The 16,191-nt window shown below is 63.7% G+C and carries 16 protein-coding genes; 9 read left to right on the top strand and 7 right to left on the bottom strand.

All coding sequences use genetic code 11. The features are described from left to right. Nucleotides 1-11 precede the first annotated feature (11 nt). From phnT to ACEN42_RS20615, 4 genes are all read left to right on the top strand, one after another. On the top strand, nt 12-1,052 hold the full coding sequence (phnT, locus tag ACEN42_RS20630) for a 2-aminoethylphosphonate ABC transport system ATP-binding subunit PhnT (RefSeq protein ID WP_371882263.1): 1,041 nt from the start codon (nt 12-14) through the stop codon (nt 1,050-1,052). Further along, entirely contained in the window at nt 1,030-1,959 is a 930-nt protein-coding gene (locus ACEN42_RS20625) for a 2-aminoethylphosphonate ABC transporter permease subunit (protein ID WP_371881261.1), read from the top strand. The genes phnT and ACEN42_RS20625 overlap by 23 nt, the downstream gene beginning before the upstream one ends. 1 nt (nt 1,960) lies before the next feature. Beyond that, entirely contained in the window at nt 1,961-2,773 is an 813-nt protein-coding gene (phnV, locus tag ACEN42_RS20620; RefSeq protein ID WP_371881260.1) for a 2-aminoethylphosphonate ABC transport system, membrane component PhnV, read from the top strand. A 253-nt stretch (nt 2,774-3,026) separates the two neighbouring features. Further along, nucleotides 3,027-5,480 carry a glycogen/starch/alpha-glucan phosphorylase gene (locus ACEN42_RS20615; protein WP_035501602.1) on the top strand — a complete coding sequence of 818 codons (2,454 nt, stop codon included), beginning with the start codon at nt 3,027-3,029 and terminating at the stop codon, nt 5,478-5,480. Between the two features lie 8 nt (nt 5,481-5,488). Here ACEN42_RS20615 and ACEN42_RS20610 read toward each other — a convergent pair whose 3' ends face one another. Together ACEN42_RS20610 and ACEN42_RS20605 are read right to left on the bottom strand one after the other, a co-directional pair. Next, entirely contained in the window at nt 5,489-5,809 is a 321-nt protein-coding gene (locus ACEN42_RS20610) for a hypothetical protein (protein ID WP_238292703.1), read from the bottom strand. A 110-nt stretch (nt 5,810-5,919) separates the two neighbouring features. Continuing rightward, nucleotides 5,920-6,324, bottom strand: a complete 405-nt coding sequence (locus tag ACEN42_RS20605; protein ID WP_187605145.1) for a DUF6232 family protein — start codon at nt 6,322-6,324, stop codon at nt 5,920-5,922. Between the two features lie 217 nt (nt 6,325-6,541). On the opposite strand from ACEN42_RS20605, the gene ACEN42_RS20600 reads away from it, so the two are divergent. Next, entirely contained in the window at nt 6,542-6,835 is a 294-nt protein-coding gene (locus ACEN42_RS20600) for a helix-turn-helix transcriptional regulator (protein WP_035501416.1), read from the top strand. Between the two features lie 54 nt (nt 6,836-6,889). Beyond that, entirely contained in the window at nt 6,890-7,951 is a 1,062-nt protein-coding gene (locus ACEN42_RS20595; protein WP_371881259.1) for an alkene reductase, read from the top strand. Between the two features lie 81 nt (nt 7,952-8,032). Here the strand turns inward: ACEN42_RS20595 and ACEN42_RS20590 are convergent, their stop codons facing one another. Continuing rightward, nucleotides 8,033-9,229 (bottom strand): porin, encoded by a 1,197-nt coding sequence (locus tag ACEN42_RS20590; RefSeq protein WP_187605143.1) that lies wholly within the window; start codon nt 9,227-9,229, stop codon nt 8,033-8,035. Between the two features lie 212 nt (nt 9,230-9,441). On the opposite strand from ACEN42_RS20590, the gene ACEN42_RS20585 reads away from it, so the two are divergent. Further along, entirely contained in the window at nt 9,442-9,810 is a 369-nt protein-coding gene (locus ACEN42_RS20585) for a nuclear transport factor 2 family protein (protein WP_371881258.1), read from the top strand. 9 nt (nt 9,811-9,819) lie between these two features. Here ACEN42_RS20585 and ACEN42_RS20580 read toward each other — a convergent pair whose 3' ends face one another. From ACEN42_RS20580 to ACEN42_RS20570, 3 genes are all read right to left on the bottom strand, one after another. Beyond that, entirely contained in the window at nt 9,820-10,935 is a 1,116-nt protein-coding gene (locus tag ACEN42_RS20580; protein WP_371881257.1) for a succinylglutamate desuccinylase/aspartoacylase family protein, read from the bottom strand. 195 nt (nt 10,936-11,130) lie between these two features. Beyond that, entirely contained in the window at nt 11,131-11,925 is a 795-nt protein-coding gene (locus ACEN42_RS20575) for an ABC transporter substrate-binding protein (protein ID WP_238217365.1), read from the bottom strand. 193 nt (nt 11,926-12,118) lie between these two features. Then, nucleotides 12,119-13,645 (bottom strand): MDR family MFS transporter, encoded by a 1,527-nt coding sequence (locus ACEN42_RS20570; RefSeq protein WP_371881256.1) that lies wholly within the window; start codon nt 13,643-13,645, stop codon nt 12,119-12,121. A gap of 124 nt (nt 13,646-13,769) precedes the next feature. On the opposite strand from ACEN42_RS20570, the gene ACEN42_RS20565 reads away from it, so the two are divergent. Both ACEN42_RS20565 and ACEN42_RS20560 read left to right on the top strand, forming a co-directional pair. Next, on the top strand, nt 13,770-14,435 hold the full coding sequence (locus tag ACEN42_RS20565) for a TetR/AcrR family transcriptional regulator (protein ID WP_250484453.1): 666 nt from the start codon (nt 13,770-13,772) through the stop codon (nt 14,433-14,435). 121 nt (nt 14,436-14,556) lie between these two features. Beyond that, the gene (locus ACEN42_RS20560; protein WP_187605137.1) at nt 14,557-15,453 is read left to right on the top strand and encodes a ferritin-like domain-containing protein; all 897 of its coding nucleotides are present in this window, start codon (nt 14,557-14,559) and stop codon (nt 15,451-15,453) included. Here the strand turns inward: ACEN42_RS20560 and ACEN42_RS20555 are convergent. Continuing rightward, nucleotides 15,443-16,174, bottom strand: coding sequence for a TetR/AcrR family transcriptional regulator (locus ACEN42_RS20555; protein ID WP_371881255.1), 732 nt, complete (start codon nt 16,172-16,174; stop codon nt 15,443-15,445). The genes ACEN42_RS20560 and ACEN42_RS20555 overlap by 11 nt on opposite strands. Nucleotides 16,175-16,191: the final 17 nt, after the last annotated feature.

The following is a 16,191-nucleotide window of genomic DNA, read 5'->3' as shown; positions in this document are numbered from 1 at the left end:
TTCCCAAAGAAATGTCCGGCGTCCACTCGACGCCGGGCGTGCATATCGATCGTCTGACGGTGCGATTCGGTACGCGCACCGTGCTCGACGATCTCTCGCTTCGCATCGGTCGCGGCGAATTTCTCACCGTGCTCGGCCGAAGCGGCTGCGGCAAGACCACGTTGCTGCGCTTCATCGCGGGCTTCGTGAAGGCCGATGCGCTCGCGGGCACGCTCACCGTAGCGGGCCGCGATCTCACGCACGTGCTGCCGCATCAGCGCAATCTCGGGCTGCTGTTCCAGAGCTATGCGCTCTTTCCGCATCTGTCCGTGTTCGACAACGTCGCGTTCGGGCTGCGCGCGCGCAAGCTGAAGGCGGGCGAGGTCGCGAGGCGCGTCGCCGATGCGCTCAAGCTCGTGCAGCTTTCCGATGCCGGTCATGTGATGCCCGCGCAGCTTTCCGGCGGCATGCAGCAGCGCGTCGCGCTGGCGCGTGCGCTCGTCATCGAACCAGATGTGCTGCTGCTCGACGAACCGCTCTCCGCGCTCGATGCCAACCTGCGCGCGTCGGTGCGCAGCGAGTTGAAGGCGTTGCATGAGCGCTTGCCGAATCTGACGATCGTATGCGTGACGCACGATCAGGACGATGCGCTCGTGCTCTCCGATCGCACGCTCCTGATGCGCGATGGCCGCATCGCGCAACTCGGCGCGCCGCGCGAGTTGTACGACGCGCCCAACGATGCCTTCGTCGCGCGCTATCTCGGCGCGGCGAATCTGTTGCCGCCGCGCGTGGTGTATCCCGTCGGCGATGCACGGCACGAGGAGCGCGAACGTCTCGCGTGCATCCGTCCCGAGCGCTTCACGATCGTGCCGCTGGGCGAAGGTCCGTTGCACGGCACCATCGCGTCCGTCGAATGGTATGGCGCGGCGCTTTCCATTACCGTCGCGCTCGATGCGTCGCCCGACGAGCCCGTGCTCGTGACGACGCAACGCGGCCATTCGCGCATGCCCGATAAAGGCACGCGTGTGTCCCTTCGCTTCGAGGCTGACGATGTCGTCCTTGTTCGTTCCTGATAGCGTCGCGCGCAACGAAGGCGGCATCAGCGACGCGGATCTCTCCGCGCAATTCGCCGCGCATGCCGAAGAAGCGAAGCGCCGCGAGCGCAAAGGGCAATGGCATCTGCTCTTCATACTCGTGTTCGTGCTCGGGCCGCTCGTCGTCTATCCGCTCGCGCGGCTCGTGATGCTCAGCGTGACCGGCGCGAACGGTTTCACGCTGCATGCGTACACCGCGTTCTTCGGCAACCCGGAAACGCGCGGCATGATCGGCACGACGCTCGGCATTCTCGCCGCGAGCGCGAGCATCGCTTCGTTGCTCGGCGTCGCGATCGCGTCGATGTTGTTCTTCAGGCCGTTCGCGGGCGCGCGTCTGCTCACGCGCTTCCTCGAATTGTTCGTCGCGTTTCCGTCGTTTCTGGTCGCGTTCACGCTGATCTTTCTCTACGGCTCGCAAGGGTCCGTCAGCATCGGCTTGCAGCGGATCTTTTCGCTCGATGCGACGCCGCTCGATTTCCTCTTCGGCATCGGCGGCGTGATTCTCGCGGAAGTCGTGTTCTATGCGCCGTTCGTCGTCCGGCCGACGCTTGCATCGTATGCGACGCTCGACATGCGGCTCGTCGAAGCGGCGAAAAGTCTCGGCGCCGATGGCTGGATGGTCGCGACGAAGGTCGTGCTGCCGCTCGCATGGCCGGGCATCGCCGCGGGCACGATTCTCTGCTTCCTGCTCACGCTGAACGAGTTCGGCATTCTGCTCGTGCTCGGCAGCGCGCATCTGATCACCTTGCCGATCGCGATCTATAGCGCGGCGACCGTCGATCTCGATCTTCCCACCGCGGCCGCCGGCTCGGTCGTGATGCTGCTGATGTCGCTGTCGCTCTATGCGCTATACAGGCGCGTCAATCGTCGCGCGGGAGGCCGCTGACATGCAGCTTTCGGTTTCGTCGCGATTCACGCCCGGCGCGTTCCTGCGCTTCGCGTTCACGGGCTTCGTCGCGCTCTTGTGCTTCTGGCTGTTTGTGCTGCCCGTGGTCGTCGTCGCCTTGTCGAGCGTCGCGTCGCACTGGTCGGGAACGATCCTGCCGGATGGCTTCAGCACACGCTGGTTCGCGCGGCTTTCATCGAGCGATCTCGATGCGGTGACCACGAGCCTCGAAGTCGGTCTCGGCGTCGCGTTCATCGGCACGGCGCTCGGCTTGTGGCTCGCGCTCGCGCTGGAAGGGCGCGACCGGCGCGGTCTCGGCGCGCTCGTCGATGCCGTCGCGATGATGGGCAGCGGCGTGCCGAGCGTCGTGCTCGGGCTCGCGGTGTTGATCGCGTATCACAAGCGTCCGCTCGATCTGTCCGGATCGGCCGCGATCGTCATATTGGTGCAGCTCGCGCTCGTGCTGCCGTTCTGCTATCGCTGCGCGGCCGCCGCGCTGCGTCCCGAGCTCACAATCCTGCGCGAGGCCGCCGCGAGTCTCGGCGCGCCGCCGCGGATGGTGCTCGCGCGCGTGGTATTGCCGCAACTCGTGCCCGCGATCCGCGCGAGCCTTGCGCTCGGCTTCGCGCTTTCGCTCGGCGAACTGGGCGCGACGCTGACCGTCTATCCGCCCGGTTTCGCGACGGTGCCGATCGTCGTCGTGGGGCAGGTCAATCGCGGCTACTATCTGCCGGCATCGGCGCTCTCGCTGATCCTGCTGGCGGTCTCGCTCGCGGCGCTTCTGCTGATCGCCGCTCGCGCGCCGCGTCGCTGACCGCATCGAAAACATACGGATTCCGAATCAAATTTCGTCCTCTCGACGGGCCCGTGCGGTTGCCGGAAGCAATCCGCGGGCCTCGTCGCGGTTTCGGCGTGTCATACCAAAATAAATAAAACTGGCGTAACCTGCACGTTCAGGCACGTCCGCACCCGCTTGACCGGATCAGCGCGCCAATATGGGGCAACCGGTGTGAACTCCCGTCATGCTTTCGCGGTCGTTGCATATGTCGCAAAAACCGGAGGTTCCGATGACATCCGTCGACCTGGAATTCGACCAGCTCAACAGCACTGTCGATGCGCTCAGGCGCTCCATCTCGAACCGCCTGATGTACGGCGTCGGCAAAGATGCAGTCACCGCGCAGCCGCGCGACTGGCTCCATGCCGCCGAACTGGCGGTGCGCGATCGTCTCGTCGCACGCTGGATGCGCACCACGCGGCTGCAGTACGAGCAGGACGTGAAACGCGTCTACTACCTGTCGATGGAGTTTCTCATCGGCAGAACTTTCAGCAATGCGCTGCTCGCGCTCGGCATCTATGACGAGGTGCGCGACGCGCTGGCCGGTCTCGGCGTCGATCTCGCGACGCTCGAAGACCTGGAGCCGGACGCCGCGCTCGGCAATGGCGGCCTCGGTCGCCTCGCGGCCTGCTTCCTCGATTCGATGGCGACCGTCGGCGTGCCCGGCTTCGGCTACGGCATCCGTTACGAATACGGGATGTTCCGGCAGACGATCGTCGACGGCAATCAGGTCGAGATGCCCGATTACTGGCTGCGCGCGGGCAATCCGTGGGAGTTTCCGCGGCCCGAGGTCGTGTACACCGTGCACTTTGGCGGGCGTACCGTGCAGCACGAAGATCGCACCGACTGGATCGACACCGAGCACGTCAACGCGATGGCCTACGACACGGTCATCCCCGGCTTCGCCACGACGGCGACGAATACGCTGCGCCTGTGGTCCGCGCGCGCGACCGACGAGTTCGACCTGTCCGCGTTCAATCAGGGCGACTATCGCCGCGCGGTGGAGGCGAAGAACACGTCCGAGCATGTGTCGCGGCTGCTGTATCCGGACGACTCGACGCAGGCCGGCCGCGAACTGCGTCTGCGTCAGGAATACTTCTTCGTCTCCGCGACGATGCAGGATCTGATTCGCCGCTATCAGCGCACGCACACGCATTTCGGGCGGCTCGCGGAAAAGGTCGCGGTGCATCTGAACGACACGCACCCGGTCCTCGCGATTCCGGAACTGATGCGTCTCCTCGTCGACAGGCATCATCTGCCGTGGGACAAGGCGTGGAAGCTCATCCAGCAGATGTTCTCCTACACGAACCACACGCTGATGCCCGAAGCGCTCGAAACGTGGGACGTCGAGATGCTCGCGCGTCTGTTGCCGCGGCATCTGGAGATCATCTTCGAGATCAACGCGCAGTTCCTCAAGCAGGTCACCGAAAAGTTCGGGCGCGATGTCGAACTGATCCGCCGTATCTCGCTCGTCGACGAATACGGTCAGCGGCGCGTGCGCATGGCGCATCTCGCGATCGTCGCGAGCCACAAGGTGAACGGCGTATCGAAGCTGCACTCACAACTGATGGTGCAGAACATCTTCTCCGATTTCGCGCGCATGTATCCCGAGCGCTTCACCAACGTGACGAACGGCGTCACGCCGCGACGCTGGCTCGCGCAGGCGAGTCCGTCGCTGTCAGCGCTCATCGACAAGCGGCTCGGGCCGCGCTGGCGCACCGATCTCTTCGAGCTCGGCCGTCTGCGCGAATGGCGCGACGATCCCGAGTTCTGCAAGGCCTTTCACGATGCGAAGTTCGCGAGCAAGCTGCGTCTGGTGGAACGCGCCAAACGCGACGCCAACGCGATCATCAATCCGGAAGCGTTGTTCGACCTGCAGGTGAAGCGCATCCACGAGTACAAGCGGCAACTGCTCAATATCCTGTATGTGATCGTGCGCTACAACCGCATCCGCGAGAATCCGGAGCAGGACTGGACGCCGCGCGTCGTGATGTTCGCGGGCAAGGCGGCGTCCGCGTACAAGATGGCGAAGAACATCATCAAGCTCATCAACGATGTCGCGAAGCGGATCAACGCGGACCCGCTCATCGGCGACCGGCTGAAGGTCGGCTTCATTCCGAACTACGGCGTGAGCGTGGCCGAGCTCATCATTCCGGCGGCCGATCTGTCCGAGCAGATTTCGATGGCCGGCACCGAGGCTTCAGGTACCGGTAACATGAAGCTCGCGCTGAACGGCGCGCTGACCATCGGCACGCTCGATGGCGCGAACATCGAAATCTGCGATGCGGTCGGGCGCGAGAACATCTTCATCTTCGGCAACACCACCGATGAGATCGAGTCGCTGCGCGCTGCGGGTTATCGGCCGCGGCAAATTTACGAGGAGAACGCGGAACTGAAACTCGCGCTCGACCAGATTCGCCTCGGGCATTTCTCGCCGGAAGAGCCGCATCGTTTCTACGACATCTTCCACACGCTCGTGGACTGGGGCGATCACTACATGGTGCTCGCCGACTTCGACAGCTTCGACAAGACGCAGACCGAAGTCGATCTCAAGTTCCGCGACAAGGACGCCTGGACGAAGAGCGCGATCGAGAATGTCGCGGGCATGGGCATCTTCTCGTCGGATCGCACGATCGCGGAGTATGCGCGCGATATCTGGCACGTAGAGCCGCTGCAGGTGACCTGACGACGCGTTCAGTGCCGCGTGACACGGATCACGCGGCCGAGCGTCGCGTTGGGGAAATGCGCGGTGAGCGTGCCGATGACGTCGTTGATGTCTTCGCTGTCGGTCTCGACATAGAGCGTCGTGCAGTCGTGGAGACGGCTCGTCTCGACGACGTACGCCTGCGCGAGCGCACCGAACGCATACGCGAGCACTTCGCGCGCGGGTGACGAGTCCAGCCCGGGAACGGTCAGATCGAACGCGACGCAATGACGCGTTTCGCGGCGGCGCGGCGAGCCGCCGCCGAGCGTATGGGCAAGAATGGTTGAATCGGAGGAGGTGCGGAGGTCCATCGATGTAAGCCGTCCAGCGACGGCTCGTAGTGGCAACGCTTGAACTCTAGCGCCGCGTGCCTAAAGGCCGGGCTAAAGAAACGCGCCGCCGTATAAACGCCGCATCAAATTCACGCTTGCGGTTTGGCGGCCGCGCTCGCCGCATGTTTCGCGACAGCTTCGCCGACGAGCGTCGCCACTTTGTCCGCGAATTCCTGATCCTTCGTGATGAGCACTTCGCGCTCGCCATCGGGCGTCGCGACCATCAGCTGAAAGATCACGTCCTGCGTGATCCACGTGAGATAACCCACCACGATGGTCATCACGCCGAGCACGAGCGCCGGGCCGGAGCCCGTGACGATACCCGCGACGAGCGCGACGAGCCCGATCACCGCGATGATGACGGGCAGCGGCTTCTGACGCGGGATCTTCACGACGCGCGCGGTGCGCAAATCGCGCAGCGGAATCATCTGCCCCGACGCCGACAGGCCGGCGCGCGAGAGCGTGACGCCGCGTTCGTTGAAAGGAGTGTCCATAAGTATTTCGTGTTTTTTGCAGCCGATGGAACCGGGGAGCGTACCAGACCGGGTGTATCGGCGGCAGATTCCTGAAAGCGCGACGGGCGACTTTGGACAATCTTTGGTACTGGCAGATGCCAAGCGATTTGCATATCGGAAAATTACGATATATACTTCGCAACAAGACGATTCGGACAGACTGTACTTGCCATTCGTCAGACGCACGAGCAACGAAATGGACATCGACGCAATTCACAAGGCCCTCGCCAACCCCCTTCGCCGTGAGATTCTCGAATGGCTGAAGGAGCCGGAGCGGCATTTTCCTGCACAGGAACTGCCGCTGTCGCATGGCGTCTGCGCGGGCCAGATCGATGGGCGCTGCGGCATGTCGCAGTCCACCGTTTCGGCGCATCTCGCGACTTTGCACAAAGCCGGACTCGTCACCACGAAGCGCGTTGGACAGTGGGTGTTTTTCAAGCGCGACGAAGCGGTCATTCAGGCGTTCCGCGATTCCATCGGGAATCTCTGAGTCTGCTTGCCGTACGGTGAACGTCTGCTTTCAATTTCATTAGGACACCAATTCATGTCGACACTCTTCGATCCGCTCAAGCTTGGCGCACTCACGCTCAAGAACCGCATCATCATGGCGCCGCTTACGCGTCAGCGCGCAGGCGTCGAGCGCGTGCCTAACGCGCTGATGGCGCAGTACTACGCCGACCGCGCCTCCGCCGGTCTGATTCTGAGCGAGGCGACTTCGGTTACGCCGCAAGGCGTCGGCTATGCGGATACGCCCGGCATCTGGTCCGACGAACAGGTCGAAGGCTGGAAGCTCGTGACGAAGGCCGTGCACGACGCGGGCGGCAAGATCTTCCTGCAACTGTGGCACGTTGGCCGCGTCTCCGACCCTGTGTTCCTGAATGGCGAACTGCCGGTCGCGCCCAGCGCGATCGCGGCGGGCGGCCATGTGAGCCTCGTGCGTCCGCAGCGTCCGTTCGTGACGCCGCGCGCGCTCGAACTCGATGAAATCCCGGGTGTCGTCGCGGCGTTCCGCAAGGGCGCGGAAAATGCGAAGCGCGCGGGCTGCGACGGCGTCGAAGTGCACGGCGCGAACGGCTATCTGCTCGACCAGTTCCTGCAGGACAGCACCAACCAGCGCACCGATGCTTACGGCGGTTCGATCGAGAATCGCGCTCGTCTGCTGCTCGAAATCGTCGATCAATGTATCGATGTCTGGGGCGCGGATCGTGTCGGCGTGCATCTCGCGCCGCGCGCCGATTCGCACACGATGGGCGACAGCGATCGCGCGGCCACGTTCGGTCATGTCGCGCGTGAACTCGGCCGCCGCAAGATCGCGTTTATCGCGGCGCGCGAGCATGAAGCGGCGGACAGCCTCGGGCCGCAACTGAAGAAGGCGTTCGGCGGCGTGTATATCGCCAACGAAGGCTTCTCGAAGGCAAGCGCCGAAGCGATCATCGCGCGCGGCGATGCGGACGCGGTCGCGTGGGGCAAGCCGTTCATCGCGAATGCGGATCTCGTGCGCCGCTTCGAACTCGACGCAAGTCTCAACGAGTGGAATTCGTCGACGTTCTACGCACCCGGCGCGGAAGGCTATACCGATTATCCGTTGCTCGAAACGACGGAATAAGACGCTGCGCAGTGTGCGTCTCGATGTGAAAACAGCGGCCTCGGCCGCTGTTTTGTTTCCTCGACTCGAATAGTCCAGAGCTTAGAACTTGTGGCGGATGCCGACGCGGAACGCGAGCTGGTTGTTCTCGCCCAGACCCGACGTGCCGAAGTAGCTCGACGACGAAGAGCCGATCGACGCCTGATTCTCCACGCCGTTGTTCGAGCCCGACGCCTTCTGATAGACCGCGAGCGCGTACACGTCGGTGCGCTTGCTCAACGCGTAGTCGAAGCTCGCGTCGATCTGGTGCCAGTGGCCCTTGAAGTTGTCGTACAGGTCCATGTAGGTATAGCCGAGACCTGCCGTCATCGCGGACGTGAAGGCGTACTTGCCGCCGATGTCGAACGCATTCAGACGCGAGCTCGAACCGACGATCGGCTCGAAGCGCGTGTTCGTCCACAGGCCGAAGACCGTCGCCGCCCCGAACGCGTAGTTGGCGCCGATGCCGAACGTGCGCAGGTCCTTCGCGTTGTTGGTCGTGCCGGTCGTGTTGATGTTGGCGATCGTCGAGCTGAATGCCGGCGTCGAAGCCGTCGGATAGCGGATGTCCGTGTACGCCGCGCCGATGCCGAACGGGCCGGCCTTGTAGTTCAGGCCGAAGCTGTAGGCGCGCGACGAACCCTGGGTCGTCGTGGTGCCGACCGTCGTGTTGGGCGTGCCCGCGAACGCGCCGGCCGTGTTCGAGAAGCCGTACATCGCGCCGAACGTGAAGCCATAGAAGTTCGCGCTCGAGAACTTGACCGCGTTGTTGATACGGCTCGACGTCAGCTGGTCGAAGTCGTTCATGTGGTACGCGTAGTTGCCCGCGACGGTCTGGCCGCCGATCGAATAGTTCGAGCCGAGGTAGTCGGTGCTGAAGCTGTACTGACGGCCCAAGGTCAGCGAGCCGACGTTGTTCTGCGCGAGACCGACGTAGGCCTGACGGCCGAATTCCGCGCCGCCCTGACCGAGCACGCCCGTGCCGCTGTTGAAGCCATTCTCCAACGTGAAGATCGCCTTCAGGCCGCCGCCGAGATCTTCGGCGCCTCTCAGGCCCCAACGGCTGCCTTGCGCGACGCCGTCGTCATACTTCACGAGGGAATCACCGGCGCGCGTCGGGCTGGTGGAGCTGTTGTTCACATAGCTGATGCCGGCGTCGATGATGCCGTACAAGGTGACGCTGCTTTGCGCGTGGGCGGACGTGGCGGCGAGGGCGGCAAATGCGGCGAGCGCGGCGGTCGCCAAAAGATTCTTCTTCAAAACAAGCTCCGAGAGATGGTTCGCGGTGTGGTTGCTGACAGTGTCTGCGGTGCGTCGCGCTCTGATGGCGCGTGGCTGCGACGGGCGCAAATGTAGCGATCGCCGAAGAAAGAAATGTGACAGTGCTTTCAAACGGCTTGCCGTGTGTCGCGCGTACAACACCGCTGAACGAGCACGGTATGCTTGCGGTTCGATGACACGCGAGCGAAATCATGGACGAGCAAGGAATCCGCGAACTGGAGGAGCGCCTGAAGAAGGCGATGTTGACGTCGGACGTGGACGCGCTCGATGCGCTATTGGCCGACGACCTGAGCTTCGTCGATGCGACCGGCAAGGTGTGGACCAAGGCCGACGATCTGAACGGTCATCGCTACGGCATGCAGCGCATCGAGAAGCTGGATGTGGAAGAGCAGAGCGTGCGCGTGTACGGCGGCTTCGCCGTCACGGTGACGCGGGTGGCGCTGTCCGGAACGTTCGCGGGCGCCCCGTTCGCGGGCAGCTTGCGCTACACGCGAACCTGGGGAGACATTGGCGGCGTGTGGAAGATCGTCGCCGCGCAATGCTGTCTCGCGCCGTTCTGACGCGATCGCTTACGCCGAGAGCAGCGACCCCGTGCGATAAGCCTTCGCGCCCGCGATGCGCGCCACTTCGAGGCCGGCCGTCGCGAAGCGCGTGATATGCCGTGCGTACATCACGCCCGAGGTCGTGCATTTGAGCGTGGTGACGGTGTCGGTGAGCGGATCGACGATATCGGCGATCGGCTGGCCCGCTTCGATGAACGCGCCCACTTCCGCGCGGAACACGAGCACGCCCGACGCGGGCGCCACGATCGGCTCCGCGCCCGCGAGCGGCGTCGCGGGATGCTCGAGCGGCGGCAGTTCCGGCACGGGCGCATCGATCACGCCGCGATGGATCAGGTAGTTGACGATCGCCTGCGCGTCCTTGTCGGCGAACGCGTATGAGACATCGTGCCCGCTGCGCAACTCGACCGTCACCGAGATGCCGCCGTTCGTGATCGGGAAACGCTCGCCGTAACGCTGGCGCAGATCCGACCAGCAAAAGCTGTGGATCTCGTCGAACGGATTGCCGACCGAATTCAGCGCGAGCAGCGAGGCCTTCGCATCGAGATAGCGCGCGAGCGGCTCCACTTCGTCCCAGATTTCGGGGTTGGTGTAGAGGTGCATTGCGGCGTCGAGATCGCAGTGCAGATCGAGCACGACATCGGCGTCGAAGGACAGCTTCTGCAGCGCGAGGCGTTGCGATTCGAGCTCCGTGTGCGGCGTCTGCTCGTCGAGTGCTTCCTTCATCGCGGCGCGCACCGCGAGCGTGTTGGCGCCGGCGTCCTTGCCGAGGCGCGCTTCGATGCGCGGCGCGATCAGCGCGGCGAGATCGTAGAAATTCCGATTGAAATTGTGGCCGCTGTTGGACTCGAAGCGGCCCATCAGCGTGCCGTGCAGATGCTGCGAGAGGCCGATCGGATTCGGCACCGGCACGATCACCACTTCGCCACGCAGCTTGCCCGCCGCCTCGAATTCCGCGAGCTGGCGGCGCAGACGCCACGCGACCAGCATGCCGGGCAGTTCGTCCGCGTGCAGCGAGGACTGGATATAGATCTTCTGGCCGCCGCCGGGGCCGTAATGAAAACTCGTGATGTTGCGGGAAGTGCCGAGCGTCGGCGAGATCAGGGGGTGAGTTCTGGTTTGCATGTTGGTCGCGCGCACGCGAATGCGCAGGTCTTGCCTCTGGGAATTGCCGGGCGCCGCAGTGTCTCCGTCCGTCGGCGTCCTACAGGACGTTCGATCTTAGCCGAAATCGGCGCGCCGGGCGCCCAAAAGGAAAACGGGCTCCGCGCCCTTGAGCGCGAAGCCCGTTCGTCAGCCGGTCGGGCTTGAATGTGAGGCTTAGCCGCCGTACACGTCGAAGTCGAAGTACTTCTTCTCGATCTTCTTGTACGTGCCGTCCTTGATGATGTCGGCGATTGCCTTGTCGATCTTCGCCTTCAGGTCGGTGTCTTCCTTGCGCAGACCGATGCCCGCGCCGTTGCCGAGCGTCTTCGGATCGTCGATGTTCTTGCCGGCGAAGTCGAAGCCCGCGCCGCGCGGCGTCTTCAGAAAGCCGATTTCCGCCTGCACGGCGTCTTGCAGCGCTGCGTCGAGGCGGCCCGAGGTCAGGTCGGCATAGACCTGGTCCTGGTTCTGGTACGGCGTGACCGTCACGCCCTTCGGCGCCCAGTAGGTCTTGGCGTAGGTTTCCTGAATCGTGCCTTGCTCGACGCCGACGTTCTTGCCCTTCAGGCTTTCAGCCGTCGGCAGAATGTTGCTGCCTTTCTTCGCGACGAGGCGAGTCGGCGTGTTGAAGAGCTTGCTCGAGAAAGCGATCTGCTCGGCGCGTTGCGGCGTCATCGACATCGACGAGAGCACGCCGTCGAACTTCTTCGCCTTGAGCGCGGGGATCATGCCGTCGAAATCGTTTTCGACCCACACGCATTTCGCTTTCAGACGCGAGCAGATTTCGTTGCCGAGATCGATGTCGAAACCGACCAGCTTGCCGTCGGAACCCTTCGATTCGAACGGAGGATAGCTTGCGTCGACGCCGAAACGGATCGTCGAATAGTCCTTCGCAAGCGCAGGCGTGACGGCCGTGAGCGACGTGGCGGCGAGGAGGGACATCGTCAGTGCCGCGAGCAGTTTCTTCACTGTTTTAACTCCAAAGGGTGGTCAGTTCAGCCCGGAAGGTCTCGTATCCGGGCGTCCGGCGTGTCGATGAACGCCGGAGCATGGTTATTCCGCGGACCGCGTCCGCTCAGAATCGGCAGAAGATTACCAAGCCAAAATAGTTCGGGGGCTAGTAAAAGCCCCGATAGCCGCGGCTTTAGAGATTTCCCTCGTGTCAGCGCTTCCTGAGTGGATGGTCTTTCAGGAACCACGAGAGCGCGAACGCGACGAGCGCCACGCACGCGGCGACGAGGTAGACCGTGTGCATCGAGCCCGCGAACGCGTGCAGGTAATCGTCGTGCAACGCCGGCGGCAGATGCGCGACCGCCTGCGGTCCGAGCGATTGCGGCAACTCGGTGCCGGGCGGCATCAGCGTTTCGAGACGCGAGCGCAGGCTATTTGAAAAGATCGCGCCGAACGCCGCCACGCCGACCGAGCCGCCGATCGAGCGAAAGAGCGTCGCGCTGGAGGTCGCCACGCCCATCAGCCGGAATTCGACGACGTTCTGCACCGCGAGCACGAGCACCTGCATCACCATGCCGAGCCCGAGGCCGAGCAGCGCCATATAGACGTTCATGAGCGCGAGCGGCGTGTCCAGGTTGAGCGTCGAGAGCAGCAGCATCGCGGCGGAGACGAGCGCCGTGCCCATGATCGGGAAGAATCGATACTTGCCGATCTTGCTGATGATGCGCCCGCTCACGATCGACGACAGCAGCACGCCGCCCATCATCGGCGTGATTTGCAGTCCGGCCTGCGATGGCGTCGAGCCCTTCACGACCTGCAGATAGAGCGGCAGGAACGTGACGGCGCCGAACAGCGCGCAACCGACGATAAAGCCGATCAGCCCCGCCAGCACGAAGGTGCGCTCCTTGAAGAGCGAGAGCGGCATGATCGGCTCGGCGGCGAGGCGTTCCTCGTAGATGAAGCCGCCGATGCACACGAGCCCGAGCAACAGCGTGCCCCAGAGTTGCGGCGAGGTCCACGGCAAGAGCGTGCCGCCTTCGCTCGTGAACAGGATGATGCAGGTCAGCGCCGCGGCGAGAAAACCCGCGCCCATATAGTCGACGCGATGATTTACATGCGCGGTGTGCGGCTTGAACACGAGCTGGATCACGGCGAGCGCGATCAGGCCGAGCGGCAGATTGATGTAGAAGATCCAGCGCCACGAAAGATGCTCGACGAGAAAGCCGCCGAGCAGCGGGCCGACGACGGTCGCGACGCCGTACACGCCACCGAACAGGCCCTGGAAGCGGCCGCGCTCGGCGGGCGGGATGACGTCGGCGATGGCGGCCATCGTGATGACCATGAGCCCGCCGCCGCCGAGTCCTTGCAGCGCACGCAGCGCGATCAACTGCGTCATGTTCTGCGCGATGCCGCAAAGAATGGAGCCGGCGAGAAAGATCAGGATCGATGCCTGAAGCACAATCTTGCGGCCGAACTGATCGCCGAACTTGCCGTAGAGCGGCACAACGATCGTCGAGCTGAGCAAATAGGACGTGACGACCCACGAGAGGTTTTCGAGCCCGCCGAGATCGCCGACGATGGTCGGCAGCGCGGTCGATACGATGGTCTGGTCGAGCGCGCCGAGCAGCATCACGAGCATGAGCGCCGTGAACAGCAGCCCGACAGGCGGTTTCGATGCGATGCCGGTTTCGTCGGACGCTTTCGCGCCCCCGACGGCGGTTTGGTGCAAAGATGTCATGTCGACTGAGCGAATCCGCCGCCGGACGTGTCGCCCGGCGGATCGGATCGATTGCAATTAATTAACGTGAAAGTTAATATAGAGGACGGAAGGAATCTCGTCAAATTCTTATATGGCAAACGATGTGTTGAACACTGGCGCGGGCGCGTCCGCGAGCCCGTCGCCGCGCAAAAAACCCGGGCGCCCGAGCGGCGCGCACGGGGAGCAGGCCCGCGAGCAGTTGCTGGATATCGCGCTTGCGCTGTTCGCGCGGCAGGGCATCGGTGAAACGACGCTCGGTGCGATCGCGCGCGAGGCGGGCGTCACGCCGGCGATGGTTCACTACTACTTCAAGACTCGCGACCAGTTGCTCGACATGCTGATCGACGAGCGTTTCGTGCCGTTGCGCGTCGAACTCGCGCGCGTGTTCAACGATCCGGATTCGGAGCCCGTCGATACCTTGCGCGCTTTCGTGGAAACGCTTGTCGCGACCGTCGACAAATATCCGTGGTTCGCGGCGCTTTGGGTGCGCGAGATGATCAGCGACGGCGGACTTCTGCGTCAGCGCATGGCCGAGCGCTTCGGCGACACGCACAAGGATCGCGGGATCGAGCGCATCGCCGGCTGGCAGAAGGAAGGGAAGCTCAATCCGTCGCTGGAACCGTCGCTCGTGTTCGCGTCGCTGTTTGGACTGACCGTGTTTCCGCTCGCGACGTCGCGCTGGCGCGGGGAAGGAAATCGGACTGTCAGCGCGGAACAGCTCGCGCGGCACGTCGTCGCGCTGTTGATGAACGGGATTCAGCCGTATTGAGCGTGCCGTTCATCGTGCTGGGCGCCACGCACCCGACGAAAAAAGGCGTGTAACGCTGCAAGTTGACATCCTGTATGCCAAAATCCGCAGGACGTACCCAATCGGCGGCCAATATTCGAATATGTCCGATACGCTCAACACAGTCGAAGCAGATCATGCGATGCGCAACTGGACGTACCGGTCGACGGGGCAAATTCCGATCGGTTCGGACCTGCACAAGCGGATGTTCTGCGAGATGCTGCTGACGACGCACAATCCGTACAAGCCCGCCGTCATCGACTGGCCGAAGCTCGACCCTGCGGCGCTGAAGCGCGTGACCTCGCTGCCTATCTGGGATATCGCCGTGCAGACCGAAGGGCGCGCGTCGATTCGCGTCGCGACCTACGCGGGCACCGTCGCGGATCCGCAATTGCGGGAAGCCTTGCGCATGAACGGCGGCGAGGAGGCGCGGCACAAGCTCGTGCTGTCGAAGCTGGTCGAGGCGTACGGCATCACGCTCGCGCCGGAGCCGCCGTATCCCGCGCCCGCCGATCCGCTGCGCGCCTGGATGCTCACCGGCTACAGCGAGTGCATCGACAGTTTCTTCGCGTTCGGGCTGTTCGAGGCGGCGCGCCAATCGGGCTATTTCCCCGAAGAACTCGTCGAGACCTTCGAGCCGGTCATTCAGGAAGAGGCGCGGCACATTCTGTTCTTCGCGAACTGGGTCGCGTGGTATCGGCGCAGCCTGCCGTGGTATCGAAAGCCGTGGTTTCTGGCGAAGATCGCGGGCGTGTGGTTCTCGCTGATCCGCGACCGCATCTCGCTCGCGCGCGGTTTCGACAAGAGCGGTGCCGCGCAGGACATGAATTTTCCGGCGAATGTCGGCGATTCGGTGGCGGGTGATGTATCCGCTCGCTCGTTGATCGAACTGTGTCTCACCGAAAACGATCGCCGCATGGGCGGCTACGACGCGCGGCTCTTGCGTCCGGTCACCGTGCCGAAACTCGCGCGCTTCGCGCTGCGCTTCATCAGGAAATAGGCTTCTCGCGCGCGGCGCTCGTTTCGAAGCGCCGCGACGCTTCCTCCACGTCCTGCCGGAACTGCGCGAGCGCGGCCAGTTGCGCATCCGGCGGCTGCAGCGCCGTCCACAATACTTCCACCAGTTCGTTCGCCGTCGTTTCGATCTGAGTCTGACTCAGACGGCGCTTCGCAAGGGTCGCGTCCCACAGCACGTGTTCCATCGGGCCGAACACGAGCGAGCGCAACAGTCGCAAAGGCATGTCGTTGCGCACATGGCCGAGCGTCTGGCCGCGCGCGAGCACGTCCATCAGTGGCGCGGTGTAACGGCGTTGCAATTCCGTCAACGTATCCGACAGATCGTGCTGTTTACTGCGGCCTTCCGACAGCACCAGCGCGCACAGTCCCGTGCCGTTCATCAGCATCAGCCGCATATGCGTTCTGACGATGAACGCGAACTGCTGGCGCACCGAGCCGTCGCGCGGCAGGCCGGTCTCGAAGGCATCGATGATTTCGTCGTACCAATCGGCGATCACGCGCGCGCACAGTTCGCGCTTGCCGCTGAAATAGCTGAACACGGTCGCTTCCGAAATGCCCGCGCGTTGCGCGATCTCGGCGCTCGTCGCCGCGTCGTAACCTTTCTCGGCGAAGACGTCGCGGCCCGCTTGCAGGATGTCTTTCACGCGCTGCTGCGATTTGACGCCCGTGGGCGTGCGGCGGCTGGTAGTGGTATGCGTGGACATGATGGCAAGCGTGCGAA

Source organism: Caballeronia sp. S22, assembly GCF_964261745.1.
GTDB lineage: Bacteria > Pseudomonadota > Gammaproteobacteria > Burkholderiales > Burkholderiaceae > Caballeronia > Caballeronia jiangsuensis.
Note: the sequence above shows the minus strand (reverse complement) of the source record. Positions and strands in the feature narration are given on the sequence as shown.

Coding starts and splice junctions, on each gene's coding strand:
- phnT (WP_371882263.1), top strand. CDS start 12: ATGTCCGGCGTCCACTCGACGCCGGGCGTGCATATCGATCGTCTGACG.
- ACEN42_RS20625 (WP_371881261.1), top strand. CDS start 1,030: ATGTCGTCCTTGTTCGTTCCTGATAGCGTCGCGCGCAACGAAGGCGGC.
- phnV (WP_371881260.1), top strand. CDS start 1,961: ATGCAGCTTTCGGTTTCGTCGCGATTCACGCCCGGCGCGTTCCTGCGC.
- ACEN42_RS20615 (WP_035501602.1), top strand. CDS start 3,027: ATGACATCCGTCGACCTGGAATTCGACCAGCTCAACAGCACTGTCGAT.
- ACEN42_RS20610 (WP_238292703.1), bottom strand. CDS start 5,809: ATGGACCTCCGCACCTCCTCCGATTCAACCATTCTTGCCCATACGCTC.
- ACEN42_RS20605 (WP_187605145.1), bottom strand. CDS start 6,324: ATGGACACTCCTTTCAACGAACGCGGCGTCACGCTCTCGCGCGCCGGC.
- ACEN42_RS20600 (WP_035501416.1), top strand. CDS start 6,542: ATGGACATCGACGCAATTCACAAGGCCCTCGCCAACCCCCTTCGCCGT.
- ACEN42_RS20595 (WP_371881259.1), top strand. CDS start 6,890: ATGTCGACACTCTTCGATCCGCTCAAGCTTGGCGCACTCACGCTCAAG.
- ACEN42_RS20585 (WP_371881258.1), top strand. CDS start 9,442: ATGGACGAGCAAGGAATCCGCGAACTGGAGGAGCGCCTGAAGAAGGCG.
- ACEN42_RS20580 (WP_371881257.1), bottom strand. CDS start 10,935: ATGCAAACCAGAACTCACCCCCTGATCTCGCCGACGCTCGGCACTTCC.
- ACEN42_RS20570 (WP_371881256.1), bottom strand. CDS start 13,645: ATGACATCTTTGCACCAAACCGCCGTCGGGGGCGCGAAAGCGTCCGAC.
- ACEN42_RS20560 (WP_187605137.1), top strand. CDS start 14,557: ATGTCCGATACGCTCAACACAGTCGAAGCAGATCATGCGATGCGCAAC.
- ACEN42_RS20555 (WP_371881255.1), bottom strand. CDS start 16,174: ATGTCCACGCATACCACTACCAGCCGCCGCACGCCCACGGGCGTCAAA.